General features: G+C 33.2%; 20 protein-coding genes. 10 read left to right on the forward strand and 10 right to left on the reverse strand.

Going from position 1 to position 15,713, the window contains the following annotated elements:
• Positions 1–7: 7 nt before the first annotated feature.
• Positions 8–901 (forward strand): S-methyl-5'-thioadenosine phosphorylase, encoded by an 894-nt coding sequence (mtnP, locus tag EU95_RS01470; RefSeq protein ID WP_032522792.1) that lies wholly within the window; start codon positions 8–10, stop codon positions 899–901.
• 42 nt (positions 902–943) lie between these two features.
• Here the strand turns inward: mtnP and EU95_RS01465 are convergent, their stop codons facing one another.
• From EU95_RS01465 to EU95_RS01445, 6 genes are all read right to left on the reverse strand, one after another.
• Entirely contained in the window at positions 944–1,141 is a 198-nt protein-coding gene (locus EU95_RS01465) for a photosystem II reaction center protein J (RefSeq protein ID WP_032522793.1), read from the reverse strand.
• Positions 1,142–1,150: 9 nt separating this feature from the next.
• Positions 1,151–1,270 (reverse strand): photosystem II reaction center protein L, encoded by a 120-nt coding sequence (locus tag EU95_RS09490; RefSeq protein WP_002806119.1) that lies wholly within the window; start codon positions 1,268–1,270, stop codon positions 1,151–1,153.
• Between the two features lie 11 nt (positions 1,271–1,281).
• Entirely contained in the window at positions 1,282–1,428 is a 147-nt protein-coding gene (gene psbF, locus EU95_RS01460) for a cytochrome b559 subunit beta (protein ID WP_025880394.1), read from the reverse strand.
• 2 nt (positions 1,429–1,430) lie between these two features.
• Positions 1,431–1,679: a cytochrome b559 subunit alpha gene (gene psbE, locus EU95_RS01455; protein WP_002806020.1), complete on the reverse strand. Its 249-nt coding sequence runs from the start codon at positions 1,677–1,679 to the stop codon at positions 1,431–1,433.
• 137 nt (positions 1,680–1,816) lie between these two features.
• Complete coding sequence (locus EU95_RS01450) at positions 1,817–2,833, reverse strand: photosynthesis system II assembly factor Ycf48 (protein ID WP_032522794.1); 1,017 nt, start codon at positions 2,831–2,833, stop codon at positions 1,817–1,819.
• Positions 2,834–2,842: 9 nt separating this feature from the next.
• A complete protein-coding gene (locus EU95_RS01445) occupies positions 2,843–3,271 on the reverse strand; it encodes a rubredoxin (RefSeq protein ID WP_032522795.1) in 429 nt (142 codons plus the stop codon).
• Positions 3,272–3,347: 76 nt separating this feature from the next.
• Between EU95_RS01445 and EU95_RS01440 the strand changes: the two genes are divergently transcribed.
• The 3 genes from EU95_RS01440 to EU95_RS01430 are packed head-to-tail and all read left to right on the forward strand — an operon-like array spanning position 3,348 to position 4,979.
• Entirely contained in the window at positions 3,348–3,710 is a 363-nt protein-coding gene (locus EU95_RS01440; RefSeq protein ID WP_011817786.1) for an NAD(P)H-quinone oxidoreductase subunit 3, read from the forward strand.
• Positions 3,711–3,714: 4 nt separating this feature from the next.
• Positions 3,715–4,449, forward strand: coding sequence for an NADH dehydrogenase subunit K (locus EU95_RS01435; protein WP_032522796.1), 735 nt, complete (start codon positions 3,715–3,717; stop codon positions 4,447–4,449).
• Entirely contained in the window at positions 4,449–4,979 is a 531-nt protein-coding gene (locus EU95_RS01430; protein ID WP_032522797.1) for an NAD(P)H-quinone oxidoreductase subunit J, read from the forward strand. Before EU95_RS01435 ends, EU95_RS01430 begins: the two co-directional genes overlap by 1 nt.
• Positions 4,980–4,983: 4 nt before the next feature.
• On the opposite strand, the gene EU95_RS01425 is transcribed toward EU95_RS01430, so the two are convergent.
• Positions 4,984–6,369 carry a gluconeogenesis factor YvcK family protein gene (locus tag EU95_RS01425; protein WP_032522798.1) on the reverse strand — a complete coding sequence of 462 codons (1,386 nt, stop codon included), beginning with the start codon at positions 6,367–6,369 and terminating at the stop codon, positions 4,984–4,986.
• A gap of 134 nt (positions 6,370–6,503) precedes the next feature.
• Between EU95_RS01425 and EU95_RS01420 the strand changes: the two genes are divergently transcribed.
• Both EU95_RS01420 and EU95_RS01415 read left to right on the forward strand, forming a co-directional pair.
• Positions 6,504–7,289, forward strand: coding sequence for an ABC transporter ATP-binding protein (locus EU95_RS01420; RefSeq protein ID WP_032522799.1), 786 nt, complete (start codon positions 6,504–6,506; stop codon positions 7,287–7,289).
• Positions 7,290–7,294: 5 nt separating this feature from the next.
• The gene (locus EU95_RS01415) at positions 7,295–8,140 is read left to right on the forward strand and encodes an MlaD family protein (RefSeq protein ID WP_032522800.1); all 846 of its coding nucleotides are present in this window, start codon (positions 7,295–7,297) and stop codon (positions 8,138–8,140) included.
• 7 nt (positions 8,141–8,147) lie between these two features.
• On the opposite strand, the gene bchD is transcribed toward EU95_RS01415, so the two are convergent.
• A complete protein-coding gene (bchD, locus tag EU95_RS01410; RefSeq protein ID WP_052046869.1) occupies positions 8,148–10,277 on the reverse strand; it encodes a magnesium chelatase ATPase subunit D in 2,130 nt (709 codons plus the stop codon).
• Between the two features lie 96 nt (positions 10,278–10,373).
• Between bchD and folK the strand changes: the two genes are divergently transcribed.
• Genes folK through EU95_RS01395 form a run of 3 tightly spaced genes read left to right on the forward strand, consistent with a single transcriptional unit; the run spans position 10,374 to position 12,985 of the window.
• Positions 10,374–10,937, forward strand: a complete 564-nt coding sequence (folK, locus tag EU95_RS01405; protein ID WP_032523072.1) for a 2-amino-4-hydroxy-6-hydroxymethyldihydropteridine diphosphokinase — start codon at positions 10,374–10,376, stop codon at positions 10,935–10,937.
• A 51-nt stretch (positions 10,938–10,988) separates the two neighbouring features.
• Positions 10,989–11,552: an NUDIX hydrolase gene (locus EU95_RS01400; protein WP_032522802.1), complete on the forward strand. Its 564-nt coding sequence runs from the start codon at positions 10,989–10,991 to the stop codon at positions 11,550–11,552.
• A complete protein-coding gene (locus EU95_RS01395) occupies positions 11,549–12,985 on the forward strand; it encodes a cryptochrome/photolyase family protein (protein ID WP_032522803.1) in 1,437 nt (478 codons plus the stop codon). The genes EU95_RS01400 and EU95_RS01395 overlap by 4 nt, the downstream gene beginning before the upstream one ends.
• Here EU95_RS01395 and EU95_RS01390 read toward each other — a convergent pair.
• Both EU95_RS01390 and EU95_RS01385 read right to left on the reverse strand, forming a co-directional pair.
• Positions 12,970–14,175 carry a DegT/DnrJ/EryC1/StrS family aminotransferase gene (locus EU95_RS01390; protein WP_032522804.1) on the reverse strand — a complete coding sequence of 402 codons (1,206 nt, stop codon included), beginning with the start codon at positions 14,173–14,175 and terminating at the stop codon, positions 12,970–12,972. The two genes, EU95_RS01395 and EU95_RS01390, sit on opposite strands and share 16 nt — an antisense overlap.
• Before the next feature lie 52 nt (positions 14,176–14,227).
• A complete protein-coding gene (locus tag EU95_RS01385; RefSeq protein WP_032522805.1) occupies positions 14,228–14,821 on the reverse strand; it encodes a thioredoxin family protein in 594 nt (197 codons plus the stop codon).
• 105 nt (positions 14,822–14,926) lie between these two features.
• Here EU95_RS01385 and fabI point away from each other — a divergent pair, with 105 nt between their 5' ends.
• Positions 14,927–15,709, forward strand: a complete 783-nt coding sequence (gene fabI, locus EU95_RS01380; protein ID WP_032522806.1) for an enoyl-ACP reductase FabI — start codon at positions 14,927–14,929, stop codon at positions 15,707–15,709.
• Positions 15,710–15,713 lie beyond the last annotated feature (4 nt).

Below are 15,713 nucleotides of genomic sequence, written 5' to 3' on the forward strand. Positions count from 1 at the left end.
CATCACTATGAATAAAGAACATTTATTACCAATTGAAAAATCAAAATTAGGAGTGATCGGTGGGAGCGGATTTTATTCAATGGATCAAATAGAGTACTTAAAAGAAGTAGAAATCAATACTCCCTATGGTAAACCTTCTGATTCAATAAAAGTATATAATCTTGGAAATCTAGAGATAGCATTCATTCCTAGACATGGCAGAACACATAGATTAAATCCTTCTGAAATCCCTTACAAAGCTAATATTTGGGCTCTAAGATCAATAGGAGTAAGATGGATTATTGCTCCATCAGCAGTGGGTTCATTACAAGAACAGATAAGACCATTAGACATAGTGGTTCCAGATCAATTTATAGACCGGACAAAAAATAGACCTTCAACCTTTTTTAACGAGGGGGCGGTGGCACACGTAACTATGGGAGATCCCTTCTGCACAAATTTATCACGTATATTGAGTGAAGTCGGAGAAAAAAATATTCCTGGCGGTAGACAATTGCATAGAGGGGGTACCTATCTAGCGATGGAAGGTCCCGCTTTCTCAACTAGAGCAGAATCTAATTTGTATAGAAGTTGGGGATGTGCAGTAATTGGAATGACGAACCACACAGAAGCAAGATTAGCTAAAGAAGCTGAAATAGCTTACTCCTCATTATCTATGGTTACTGATTATGATTGCTGGCATCAAACTCATCAAGAAGTTTCTGTAGAGATGGTTATGGACAATCTTAGATCAAATACTGAAGTGGCTAATAAAATAATATTTGAGGTAGCTAAATTAATTGAAAAAGAAAGACCAAAAAGTAAGTCTCATTTTTCATTAAAAGATGGATTGATAACCCAAAAAGAGAATATCCCAAGTTTTACAAAAGAGAAACTTAGGATATTTACTGATTCTTATTAGAATTATTAGATATAAGTGATTTACAGGTCAATCTTAGGATTTTTAACCTCCAGCTCCAACACCTTGGTACGAGCCATAGAAGAAAATTCCTAGAACGAAGATAACTGCAATTCCACCTGCTGTAGCAATAAGCCATAGAGGAAGAGTTCCTTCGGTCCATCTTCTTTCCCATGCCACTGCTGGTCTACCGTCGGGAAGTCTATCTGGAATTCTTCCATCAGGTCCTTTTAATTTACTCATAATTTTAATTTAATTGAAAAAGTAACTGGAAAATAAAATTCCCAATACAAAAACTGATAATAAGCCTAAATAAAGACTTGTACGATTAAGTTCAACTGGAACTTTGTTAGGATTTTCGTTAACTTGCATAATAGTTAAATTTATCGGGCTACGAATTGCATAGCAGCAATAGAACCTAAAAAGAATACTGATGGAATAGCTAGAGCATGAACCGCTAGCCAACGAACAGTAAATATAGGATAAACGCGGACTTCCGCAGCCTGCATTGGAGCTTGAGAATTAGACATTGTTATTTTGTTCTTAAATCTAGTTGAGATTTAGCTTCATATCTTTGTGTGACAACAGGTGCTTTAGATTCAGATGATTGGAAATAACTATCCGGACGAGGAGTTCCGAAAGCATCGTAGGCTAAGCCTGTATATACGAATAAGAAGCCTGCTATAAAAATAGCTGGTAATGTTACTGCATGAATAATCCAGTACCTAATACTGGTGATTATTTCAAAGAATGGGCGTTCACCCGTTGAACCTGCGGCCATAATCTCAAATGTTTACCTTATGATCTTACAGTGTAAAATCATAAGTTCGCGAAGAAATTAACAGGTTGGTTACAGACAGTTGCTAAATCTGTCAAAAATTAATTTTTTTTTTACTATTAACTAAAGTTTTTTCAAAGTTAGCTATTCCATTTAAGGATATAACCACGCTCGCCAAGTACAAATCCTTTTTGATTATCTAAAACATCCTTGTCAAGAAAAACTATTTTTATGTAATTTGTTGGCAATTCAGAAGCAATAGGATCTTTATTCCAAGTTTTACCTTGATCTTTACTTACTATTAGAGTTCCATTACCCCCTCCAGCCCATATATCACCGTTTGGATCCCATCCCATATCTAGATAATTGTATCCATTAAGAATAGGAATAATAGGCTTAGACCAATCTTCTAAGTCATTAGTATCTTCATTAAATCTAATTTCTGCTCCTCTAGAAAGCATCCATAAACTTCCTTCTGGATTAAAACCAATACTTTGGACTCTTTTGCTACTTGCTCTCTGATGAGCTATCCATGCATCACTATCTTTTTCCAAAGTAGAGAAGAAATTACCCAAACTACTTACACTGACATAATCTCCTTTTTTAGTTCTTCTTAAATCTCTTACACCCCCTGAACCAGAAGCGTCTACAACTTTTGCACTCCATGATTCACCACTATCTAATGTTTCATAAATAGCACCTGCAGTTGTAGCTAATTCTGCAACACCATCATCGACAGTAGTAATTAGAAAAGGTTGGCCTGGTAATTTATTACCTAGCGATAAACGTGTCCAATTCTTTCCCGCATCAATTGTATGCATAACTAATGAAGGCTGACCTATTAGCCATCCCTCTTGACCTTTAAAGTCAATATCTAGGAGACGAAAGTTCTCTTCACTAGGTAAATCTAAATTTCTTTTCTCCCAAGTTTCTCCTCCATCATTAGATTCCATAATAAGTCTATTAGAACCTACTAAAAATCCATTTTTATTATCTATAAAATCAACATCTAAAGCATTAGCCTGGTCCTCAAACTGAATTGTTTTCCATGGGCTACTATCATTCATCGTTACCCCTGTAGATGAACAACTGCTCAATACAAAACAAAGAAGAATAGATAAAAGAAGATTGGGGATGCTGGTAATAATTTTTTTCATTTATATATATTAATGCAAAGAGTACAATGAAAGGAACATAGCAGCAGCAAAAGCCAGCCCTCCAAAAATTAATATATTTTTTTGTCCAGGCGGTAAGCTATTAAAACCAAAACCATAAACTAGATTTTCTTCAAAACCACTGGGTTTAGATTTAGGACCTATATCCTTGTAAAAATTTTTACCAGCTCGACAAACAGGGCAAGCAAATGTGTTTCCATCTAACTCTGAGAAAGACGTATTTTTAGGTATGTTTAATTTTTTATTTCCTTCAGAAGGGTCATAAATATATCCACAACTTCTACATTCGAATCTATTTTGTTCTAGATTAGTGGTATGTTGTACAACATTTACTCCTAAGGAGTTTTCAGAAAGTTTTTCTTTCTTAGATTCTTTATCTATTTTGTTTTCCTCAGAGGCTGGTTGAATGTTTTCACTCACGGCTTATTATTGTTCTTTAAGAACTTTAAAAGATTTTGCTTAATTAAGCGACTTTTATTCAAAATTAATTTTTAAAATGTTTTTATTAACTGGCTACGAATACTTTTTAGGTTTCCTTCTAATTGCTGCAGCTGTACCAGTATTAGCTTTAGTTACTAATCTGATCGTAGCCCCAAAAGGCAGAACAGGGGAAAGAAAACTTACATATGAATCTGGAATGGAGCCTATAGGAGGAGCATGGATTCAATTTAATATTCGTTATTACATGTTTGCCTTGGTTTTCGTTATATTTGATGTTGAGACAGTATTCCTTTATCCTTGGGCTGTTGCCTTCAATAGATTAGGCTTATTGGCTTTTATTGAGGCTCTAATTTTCATTGCAATACTTGTTATTGCTCTGGCATACGCATGGAGAAAAGGTGCTTTAGAATGGAGTTAAAAAATTGAATCCACAATTATCCCCAAAAGCAATAAGAGAAATTCGAGAAGGAACTTGCAATCCTCTTGGTGCACCCCAAGTTACTACAGATTTAAGCGAAAATATCATATTGACAAGTCTAGACGATCTTCATAATTGGGCTAGACTAAGCAGTCTTTGGCCTCTCTTGTATGGAACAGCTTGTTGTTTTATAGAATTTGCTGCCTTAATCGGATCTAGATTTGATTTTGATAGATTTGGATTAGTGCCTAGAAGCTCGCCAAGGCAAGCAGATTTGTTAATAGTTGCAGGAACTGTAACTATGAAGATGGCTCCTGCCCTCGTAAGACTTTATGAACAAATGCCTGAACCAAAATACGTGATTGCCATGGGTGCTTGCACAATCACAGGGGGAATGTTTAGCGCAGATTCTACAACTGCTGTAAGAGGCGTTGATAAATTAATACCAGTTGATTTATACCTTCCAGGGTGCCCACCAAGACCAGAAGCAATTTTTGATGCTGTAATTAAATTAAGAAAAAAAGTTGGTAATGAATCAATTTTAGAGCGCACGAAATCAGAGCAAACTCACAGATACATCACATATGATCACAAAATGAATCTCGTATTCTCAGAAAATACAGGTGAATATCTAAACAAAACTTCAGCTAAGGTCATTCCCTCCTCAAATAAAGAAAAAATAACTGAATTACCTGAAAACGCCGAAAAAACTGAACTTATTAATACTGAAGAAGATTAATGGAAAAAGACGGTTTAGCCAAAATCTCAGATACTTCAATAGAAAAAGAAGGGTTTATAAGCCAATCTTTGTCTAAAGATGGAATTCCAAATCAATCTTTATCTGATGATCATATAGGAATTGAAAACATTGCTGTGGAACCTAACAAATTATATGAGGCAGCATCTGCCTTGAGAAATTACGGTTTCAACTATCTGCAATGTCAAGGAGGATATGATGAGGGACCAGGAAAAAATCTTGTTAGTTTTTACCATTTTATAACTGTTGATGATTTACAAAAAATTGAAAAAATTAAGGAAGTCAGGTTAAAAGTTTTTTTAAAAAGAGATTCTGATTTATCAATCCCCAGTTTGTATAAAATTTTTAAAGGAAGTGATTGGCAAGAAAGAGAAACTTTTGATATGTATGGAATAAATTTTGTTGATCATCCCAATCCAAAGAGACTATTAATGCCTGAAGATTGGAGAGGATGGCCATTACGAAAAGATTATATTCAGCCAGACTTTTATGAACTTCAAGATGCGTATTAATTTATCAATTTAATTTCTTTAATTTTCGGAATATAAACATCACTGCTCTTGCTAATCTCCTTGGATCATGTCTAAGTGTTGGAGTTATTCTTCTTGAGTATAATGGTGCTTGTAAAACATAGTAGCCTTCAGATAAGAGTTGTTCTTTATCACATTTGACAGGTTCTGCACCTCTACTTTCGTAATAGTCTACTAACGGAGACTTTTCAAATTCAATCTGAGATAATATTGCGTTAAAAATCCGAGTATTAACTCCAAAATTTGATAATTGTTTTTCTATTGATTTAATATGTTGATAAACATCAAGTCCATCTGTTTCTCCAGGCTGAGTCATCAAATTACTTATATAAATTTTAGGAACATCGGTTTTTAATAAAGCATCTACTATTTCTGGGACTAATAAGTTCGGCAATAAAGAAGTGTACAAACTACCTGGTCCAAGAATAATTAAGTCGGCTTCTTTTATAGATTCGAGAGCACTCGGAAGAGCAGAAGGATTTTCCGGTAAATAACCAATCCTTGAAATTAGTTTTTTAGATTTACTGATATTACTTTCGCCAAAAATTTTTTCACCATCCTCTAATTCGGCCCACAACCTAACATCAATATTTGTTGCCGGCAGAACCTGTCCCTGCACCGCTAAAACCTTACTCGAGGCTTGTACTGCTTTTTCTAAACTACCAGTAATTGTTGTTAAAGCTGACAAGAATAGATTTCCAAAACTATGTCCCTCTAAACCACTTCCTTCTGAAAATCTATATTGAAATAATCTAGTTAAAATTGGTTCTTCGTTTGATAGGGCAGCTAAACAGTTTCTAATATCTCCTGGTGGTTGAACACCTAATTGTTTTCTAAGAATTCCGCTACTTCCCCCATCGTCTGATACTGTTACTATCGCTGTTATGTTGCTGCTGTAATTTTTTAAACCTTTTAATAAAGTAGATAAGCCGGTGCCTCCTCCGATTGCAACAATGTTTGGACCTCTATTTAATTTACTCTTTACTCTTAATGCATCAACTAAAAAAGTACTTTTTTCTGGAACAAGAGCTTTTTGAATTGAATTAATACTTCTATTTTGTCCAATCCCGATTAATAAAAGTCCAATAACAAAAATTAATGGCCCAAGTAATGAAATGGGTAAGATTTTGGTTAAACCTGTCAATAGACCAAAAAATATCTCAGTAAACCAATAAAGGGGGCTTAAATTAGTCCAAATCGTCAGGCCTAGTAATGAAGTAAGAAATCCTATTGCAGATGTAAGCATCCACCTTTTTATTACCAGTCCAGGTAAAAGCCAACTCAAAATTCTTATGATTTTATTAATAAAAACGAAGTTAGACTTTTTGTAATTCTTATAAAACCTTCTTACTCTTTTTTTTCGCTTATTCATTAAAAACCTCTTAAATTATTATTTTCTCATTTAAAAATTACACATTTATTATAAGTCAAATTCATACAACCTTTTTTATTTCCTAAAAATAGGCAAAATATAATATGAGATGACTTTTTTTCTTTATATTTGTTTTGAAAAGATCAAACTATGCAGTTGAAACAAAAAACCTCTCAATAAGCTGGGGAGAAATTAATGTACTTAATAAATTGAATTTTGAACTTAGTCATGGTGAGAAATTAGCTATTGTTGGGCCCTCAGGTTCAGGTAAATCAACAATTTTAAAAATACTAGCCGGCCTCATTTTACCTACAAGAGGAGAATTAAAAATTTTCGGTGAAAAACAGACATATTTGAGACTAGATCAAAATAATCCTCCTGACGTAAGACTAGTGTTTCAAAACCCCGCATTACTAGGCTCTTTAACTATTGAAGAAAACGTTGGTTTTCTCCTAAAAAGAAATAAAAACCTATCAAAAAAGTCAGTTCATGAAATCGTATGCGAATGTTTGGAAGAGGTAGGATTATTTAATGTTGAAAATAAACTTCCCAATGAACTAAGTGGAGGTATGCAAAAAAGGGTAAGTTTTGCTAGAGCTTTAATCACAGATCAAACTCTTAATTCAAAAACTAAACCTTTATTACTTTTTGATGAACCGACTGCAGGTCTTGATCCAATTGCCTCATCAAGAATTGAAGATTTAATTAACAAGACAAATGATAAAGCCAGCGGATCATCTATTGTGGTTAGCCATGTTCTTAGTACTATAGAAAGGACCTCTGATAAAGTTTTAATGCTTTACGGAGGTAAATTTAGATGGGCAGGTTCTATTGATGAATTTAAAGAAAGTAATGATCCCTATGTATTTCAATTTAGGAATGGAAAACTTGATGGTCCAATGCAACCCAAAGACATTTAGAAATTATGCGTAGAAGTTTACGAGATTCAATTGTTGGATTTTCCTTATTGGGAGGAATTTTAGTATTTACATTTTTTTCTTTTTGGCTAAGAGGAGTAAGATTATCTTCAAAAAATTGGCATCTCTTTGCTGAATTCAATAACGCAAGCGGTTTATCAAAAAAATCTCCAGTTACTTACAGAGGGATTTTAGTAGGATCTATTGAAGATATCTTGTTTACTAATGAATCAATTAAAGCAAAAATAGTTTTAAATAATCCTGAAATCATTCTTCCTAAGCCTGCATTTGCAAGAGTAGTAACAAATTCATTCCTTGGAGGAGATGTACAAGTGGCTCTAGAAACTAGTGAAAAATCACTTCCTAAAAACATCTCAAAACCTTTATCAGAAAAATGCAATAAAAAATTAATTATTTGTGAAGGAGATACTATAACGGGGAAACAACTATCAAGTCTTTCAAATATAACTAATAAAATAAATCAACTTTTGAAAGAATCAAATCAAGAAAACTTAATTGAGAACATCGTCAAATCAATTGACCAATTTGATAGAACACAAGAAAATCTTGATGAATTAATCTTTTTATCGAAACAAGAAATACTAAGAGTTGAACCTTTAATAAAAGAAATCACAATTGCTGCCAATCATTTGAATAACATTTTGTCTACTATCGATAACAAAGAAACCCTGGATGATATTAAGCTAACAATTAATAGTGCAAGATCTATCTCCAGCAAAATAAATGATATGAGCGATGATTTCGAAAAATTAACTAAAGACAAAGAATTAACCAAATCAATAAGAGATTTAACTATTGGCCTTTCAAAATTTCTTAATGAAATTTATCCATAAGTAATATCTAAAATTCATTTATGGCATTTAAAGCCATAGCCGCGATTGCTTTATCTGTGGCTTTTGGCAGTTGGACATATTTCCCTTGAGCTGCGTCTGCTAATTCCTTACCAAATCCACTCGCTATAAATTTTCTCTCTGTATCAATTATTAGGAGTTTTATCCCAAGCATGGGGTATTTTGCAGCGATATCAAGAACCTCTTGTTTTAGATTAGCATTATCAATTTCTTTTTCCTCAACTTCAGTTTGTCCTAGAGATAATCCTAATGGAACATTTCCTCTGCCATCAGTAATCCCCACAACAATAACTTGACCTATATCTCCTGTTGAAAGAGCATTTTTTGCTACTTTTGCTGATTGTGTCAGTCCGTGTGCCAAAGGGGATCCACCACCACAAGGCATTGTTTCCAATCTTCTTTTTGCCGCAGTTATTGATCTTGTTGGAGGTAAAAGCACTTCGGCCTGATTACCCCTAAAAGGAATAAGAGCAACTTCATCTCTATTCTCATATGCTTCAGTTAAAAGTCTGATAACTGCACCTTTAGCACTTTGCATTCTATTAAGAGCCATAGATCCACTAGCATCAACAAGAAAAATGACTAAAGCACCCGCCTTTTTTTGAAGAAGCTTAGCTCTAAAATCATTTTCTTCTATAACTATTGATTTATTAGGATGCCTTAATCTTCTAGATTTTTGATAAGGAGCTGCTGCTCGCAAAGTCGCATCTACAGCTATTCTTTTTACTTTACCTCTTGGAATTATAGGTTTCACATACCTTCCTCTACTATCACTAAATATCACTGATCTACTTCCACTATTTCCTGATTTTGCTTTAGCTGATGAAAAAAGTAATAAATCTGGATCGACCATACATGCCTCAGGATCTAATATAAATTCTTCAGGTATTTCGGGAGTAGATTCTTCTTCTCCATCAAAATTATCTTCTTCTTGTTCTTGGTCTTGCTCATTATCATTTTCACTAGTCTCAGGTTCAGATTCTTCATTGTTTGATTGAGGTGGGGGTGGGGGGCTCTGATCCTCTGGAGGGGGTGGTTGAATATCATCATCGTCTGGAGGTATTTGCATTGCTCGTGGAAGAATAACTAACCTTACTGCGACTTTTAGGTCTTCAGAATTAACATTCTCATCGCCTCGAAGAGCTGCATTAGCTTTTGCTACTTTTACTGCAAATAATTCTGACCTATGCCCTTCTACTCCTCCCCTAAGAGCTTCATTCACTAAATAGGTTATTTGCTCTTTTGTTATCTTGACATCCTTTAGCCATTGCCTTGCCAAAATTAATTGAGTAGATAAATTATCGGATTCTTCCGACCATTTTTCTGAAAATTTAATATTATTTTCTGCGTGTGATAAAACAGATTTTGTAATCTCAACTCTTTGCGCATTATCAATAGATTGATCTGCGGAAAGAACAATCGCAAAACGATCTAAAACATGATCTCTTAAAGCACCTTCTTCAGGATTATAAGTTGCTATTAAAAGGGACTTACAAGGATGAGAAAGGCTCAAACCATCTCTTTCAATATTATTTTGCTCTCTTCCTATAGCTTCAAGAACTAAATTTACAATACCATCATCCAATAAATTTATATCGTCTATATACAGAACACCTCTATGAGCTTCTGCTAAAATTCCAGGCTGAAACACTTGTTCTCCAGTACTTAATGAGGCAGCGACATCAATTGATCCAACAAGTCTATCTTCAGTTATACCAATGGGAACTTGAATAAATGGAGCCTCTTTTACTTTTTTTGGAATTTCATCAATTTGATTCAAATAATCACTTCCAATTGCTTCCTCTAACAATTTATTAGTACTAATATCCCATTCCTCTGGTTTATCTGGATCAAGGTTCCTACCAATAGGTCTTAATGAAGTATTACTATTTCTCTTAGATAGAGTTTCCAGTATTGATTCATTATCTAATACCTCTATAGGAGGGAGTAAAGTATGTAAACCCCTTGCTAATACTGACTTACCAGTGCCTCTTCCGCCAGCGATAATCACTCCTCCTAAACTCGGATCAACTGCTGCCAAAAGCAAAGATAATTTCAATAAGCTATGGCCTGTAATTGCCGCCAAAGGAAAAGCTCGAAAAGAATCCTTTGAGTTCATTAAATCTTTTATTTTTCCTTTTTCTTTTAACTCGGTGTTCAAAATCACTTTAAAAATGCCTGATATAGAATTTATCCAATAACTTTGTTTTTTGTAGTGGAATTATCAAATCTTAATATCAAAAATGGACTATGTATATCCCTCGGAGCAAATATTGATAGTAAATTCGGAAGCCCTCTTGAGTCACTATTAATTTGCAAACCAAAAATAGAGGAAATAGTCAATGAATGGGGAGATAGTTCCAACACAAAAAAAGTACAGAAAAGCAAATTTCATGCAAACTTTTTTTGGTCTTCAATCTATGAGACATTACCCCATGGTGTTGAAAATGAGCAGCCAAACTATTTAAATACTCTATTACTTATAAAAAGTAATTCTTTTCCTAAACCATCAAATAAAAAAGCGAAATTACTTTTAAAAAAGCTAAAAAAGTTAGAGAGATTTTTCGGGCGAGAAGAGACGCCAAAGGGTAAGAAATGGCTATCAAGATGTCTCGATTTAGATATTCTTTGGTGGGAAGATTTTCATACGTTTGACGAGGAATTAACATTACCTCACCCTAGATTCATGAATCGGAATTTTGTTATTACGCCACTATCTGAAATCTTAAGTAGAAGCCAAAAAATAACAAAGTTTGATAGCCCAAAATGGTCTATATAAATAATTTACAAAACCAAAAAATAACTGTTAGGCTGTTTTTATTTAAAAATTATGGGCAACAAAAACCTTTTAAAAAAATCCATTTTTAAAGAAAAAATATCTGAGTTAAAATCTAAAAAATTTAGTTTCGAAATAAATAGAATTGAGCTTCCAAATGGACATGAAGGTGAATATGGATACATTAAGCATCCTGGGGCTGCATTAGCCGTACCTATTACAAAAGACAATAAAGTTATCATTCTTCGGCAATATAGATTTGCTGTTTCAAGGTATTTATTAGAATTTCCAGCAGGTACATTAGAAATAGGTGAAACACCTATTAATTCAATTCAAAGAGAAATACAAGAAGAGACTGGATTTAGTGCAAACAAATGGGATGAACTTGGAACTCTTGTCCCTGCTCCTGGTTATGCAGATGAAGAAATTTATTTATTTTTAGCTCGTGATTTAAACAAACTCAATTCAAAGGTTAAAGGAGATTTAGATGAAGATATAGAAGTATTAATTTTTGATCCCGACGAACTAGATAATCTTATTTCTAGTGGGGATGAAATTCTTGACGCAAAAACCGTGACGGCTTGGTTTAGAGCTAAACAATTTTTAGATAAATTATGAATAAACCTAGGATACTTTTTTGGCATAGAAAGGATTTAAGAATATTTGATAATCAAGCTTTAATCAAAGCATTTTCATTATCAAATGCTATTACTTCCACTTATATATTTGATAAAAATTACCCAAACGATTTTAATGCAAGTTCTAGAGCTTGGTTTCTAGGAAATTCACTTCAAGAATTAGGTAATAATTGGAAAAAAATGGGTAGTAGATTAGTTATTAAAGAAGGAGATCCGGTATTAATAATTCCTCAATTAGCAAAGAAAATAAATGCTAAATTTGTTTTTTGGAATAGATCAATTGAACCTTATGAAATTAATCGAGATTTACAAATAAAAAAAAATCTAAAAAAACAAAATATTCAAGTTTTTGAAACTTGGGATCACTTATTAGTAGAACCTTTAAAAATATTTTCAGGGAATAACAGTCCTTATTCAGTTTATGGTCCTTTCTATAAAAACCTTAAATCAAAAATGAATTTATTAGGTTTATATGACCAAGATAAAGTTGTTTTCCAGTTTAAAGATATAGATAATAAACTCAAAGAAAATAAGACAATAAATTCATCTAATTCGGTTCTAGAGAAATTTATCAAAAATATCAAATTTCCTGGTTCATATATTTGTCCATGTAGACCTGGAGAGAATGCCGCAGAAAAATTATTAAAAAACTTCATTAATGAAAAAAAAATATATTCTTATAATTCTGCAAGAGACTTTCCTTCCCATAATGGAACATCATTTCTAAGTGCATCTCTAAGATTCGGCACCATCAGTATAAGAAAAGTATGGAACGCCACATTAAATTTGAATTCAGATTTTGCAAATCAAGAAAATTACTTATCAATTGAAACTTGGCAAAAAGAACTTGTTTGGCGTGAATTTTATCAACATTGCTTATTCCATTTCCCAGAGCTAGAGAAAGGTCCATATAGAAAAAAATGGGATCACTTTCCATGGCAAAACAATAATGAATGGTTTCAACATTGGAGCAACGGAGAGACCGGAGTACCTATAGTTGATGCTGCAATGCGTCAACTAAATAATACTGGCTGGATGCACAACAGATGTAGAATGATAGTCGCTTCATTTCTGGTAAAAGATCTAATATGCAGTTGGCAAATGGGCGAGAAAAAATTTATGGAGACGTTGGTTGATGGAGACTTAGCTGCAAATAATGGGGGATGGCAGTGGAGCGCCAGTAGCGGTATGGATCCAAAACCACTTAGAATTTTTAATCCATATACCCAATCAAAAAAATTTGATCCTATTTGTGAATATATAAAATATTGGATTCCTGAATTATCTAAAGTTTCAAATTCAGAATTGTTAAATGGGGAGATATCTAATTTAGAAAAAAATAATTATTCAAGCCCTATTGTCAATCACAACATACAACAAAGATTATTTAAATCACTTTATGCTGAAATTTGAATTTCCTTTATACAATTCTTTAAAACTTGATTTAAATTTTCTGATACATAAACTTGCTCTTCATAAGAAATTTCAGGAAACATTGGAAGGCTAAGAACTTCCGTACAAATTCTCTCTGTATTTATGAGTTTTGTTCTAGAAAAATTTTTATTTTTGTAAGCTATTTGTGCGTGTATTGGAATTGGATAATAAATAATTGAATTAATACCTTTTTCAAAAAGTTGTTGTTTTACCAAATTCCTTAAGGAATAGTATTTTTTACAATCAGTATCAAATAAATTTGAAAAATCTTCATTTAAAAAATATTTATCGTTTCTTAATTTAATGACAAATTGATTCCAAGAATGAGAAATTGAATTAGAGCTAATTTTTGGAAAACTAATAAATGGATTTTTTTCCAATAAATCAAGGTAATTTTTAGCAATTTTTTGGCGATTATTAATCCACTTAGAAATATATTTAATCTTGATGTTTAATATTGCAGCTTGAATAGTATCAAGTCTACTATTATATCCAATTTGGGTATGGTGATATCTTATTGGGCTGCCATGAACAGCCAGTTCTCTAATTCTTTTGGCAATCTTCTTATCTGAAGTTGTTACTGCTCCACCATCTCCAGCAGCTCCTAAATTTTTTGTAGGGAAAAAACTAAAACAACCTATATCACCGATACTACCAACTTTGGAATTTTCCCACATTGTGCATGTTGCCTGAGCACAATCTTCGATTACTTTTAAGTCATATTTGCTGGCCAAAGATTTTATTAAGGTCATATTCACTGCATTTCCAAATAGATGAACTGGCATAATTGCCTTGGTATTAGAATTTATTTCTTGTTCTATTAGTTCAGTATTAATGAGATAAGTTTCTGGATCTATATCTACCAAAATAGGATTAGCACCAACTGCACTAATAGCCTCTGCAGTCGCAAAAAAGCTAAAAGATGAGGTAATAACTTCATCACCCACACCAATATCTAATGCGCGCAAAGCTAATACTAAAGCATCAGTTCCACTATTACATCCAATAGTATTTTCAACACCAATCAGATTAGAGAAACTCTCTTCAAATTTGGCAATTTCTTGTCCTCCAATATATTGGCCCCCTTTTAAAACTTTAGAAACCTCACTATCAATTTCTGAGCCAATTTCTTGGTACTGCCTATTTAAAGTAAATGGGGGTATCTGCATAGTGAATATATTACTCCTAAACCATATTTGTATGGGTAAAAAAAATTTTAATTCATCTAAACCAACTTGGTTCTTTACCAGGAGTCCATTTAATATTGCAACCTAAAGAAGGTATCTGATTTGAAGGATAAGAATTATCTTGATTCAAATCTTTTACAGCAGAGCGCAAATCTTTTCCAGACAGAGGGATATTATTACCTGGTCTACTATCGTCTAATTGACCATGATAAAACAATAAAAAATCACCATCTCCTTCATTTGAAAAAAGATAAAAATCTGGGGTGCAAGCCGCTTTTAACTCCTTAGCTAAATTTTGATTTTCATCATATAAGTAAGGAAAACTCCATCCCCGTGATTGTGCTTGCAATCTCAAATTTTTAGGAGAATCTGAAGGATGAGTAACAATATCATTACTAGAGATTGCCACTGTTTGAACTGTATTTTCAATTTCTTTACTTAAAGTCGAAATTTGATTCTCAATATGTTTAACAAATGGGCAATGGGCACAAATAAACATTAAAAGTAAATGCCGATTATCTAGATTATGAGAATTGAAATATTCATTTTTTGAAGAATTAGCATTTAACATTTGGAAATTAGGTAATTCAAAACCTAATTCCAAATCCATAGAATTTGTTCTGACCATTTTCAAATTAAAAATTCTTTGATATTTGAAAATTATTGTACATTTTGCAGTAATCCGCAAAGATAGGTCCTTTTATATAGGAGAATAATAGAAATAATAAACAAAATGCTTCTAAATCTAACTGGCAAAAAAATTCTTGTTACAGGAATTGCCAACAATCGTTCAATAGCATGGGGTATCGCTCAACAACTTTCAAAAGCTGGCGCAGAACTTGGAATCACATATTTGCCTGATGATAAGGGAAGATTCGAATCTAAAGTTAGAGAACTAACTGAACCTTTAAACCCATCGTTATTTTTGCCTCTTGATGTTCAAAATCCAGCTCAAATTGCAGATCTCTTTAAAAATATAAAAAACAATTGGGGGCAAATTGATGGATTAGTTCACTGCCTAGCATTTGCAGGACGCGATGAATTGATTGGAGATTATAGTGCTACCACTTCAGAGGGTTTTGATAGAGCTCTTAATATAAGTGCTTATTCGTTAGCACCTTTATGCAAAGCAGCAAAACCACTTTTTAGTAATGGTGCTGGAGTCGTCTCATTAACTTATTTAGGATCAGAAAGGGCGATTCCTAACTATAACGTGATGGGAGTTGCCAAAGCAGCTTTAGAAGCTTCAGTAAGATATCTTTCTGCAGAACTTGGTCCTGAAAAACAAGTCAGAATTAACGCAATAAGTGCTGGGCCTATAAGAACACTTGCGAGTTCTGCTATAGGTGGCATTTTAGATATGATTCACAATGTTGAAGAAAAGGCTCCTTTACGCAGAACAGTCACTCAAACAGAAGTAGGTAATACTGCTGCTTTTTTATTGAGTGATCTCTCTAGCGGCATTTCAGGCCAAACAATTTATGTTGATGCGGGTTACTGCATTAATGGAATGTAAACTA

Source organism: Prochlorococcus marinus str. MIT 9201 (assembly GCF_000759955.1).
Classification (GTDB): domain Bacteria; phylum Cyanobacteriota; class Cyanobacteriia; order PCC-6307; family Cyanobiaceae; genus Prochlorococcus_A; species Prochlorococcus_A marinus_G.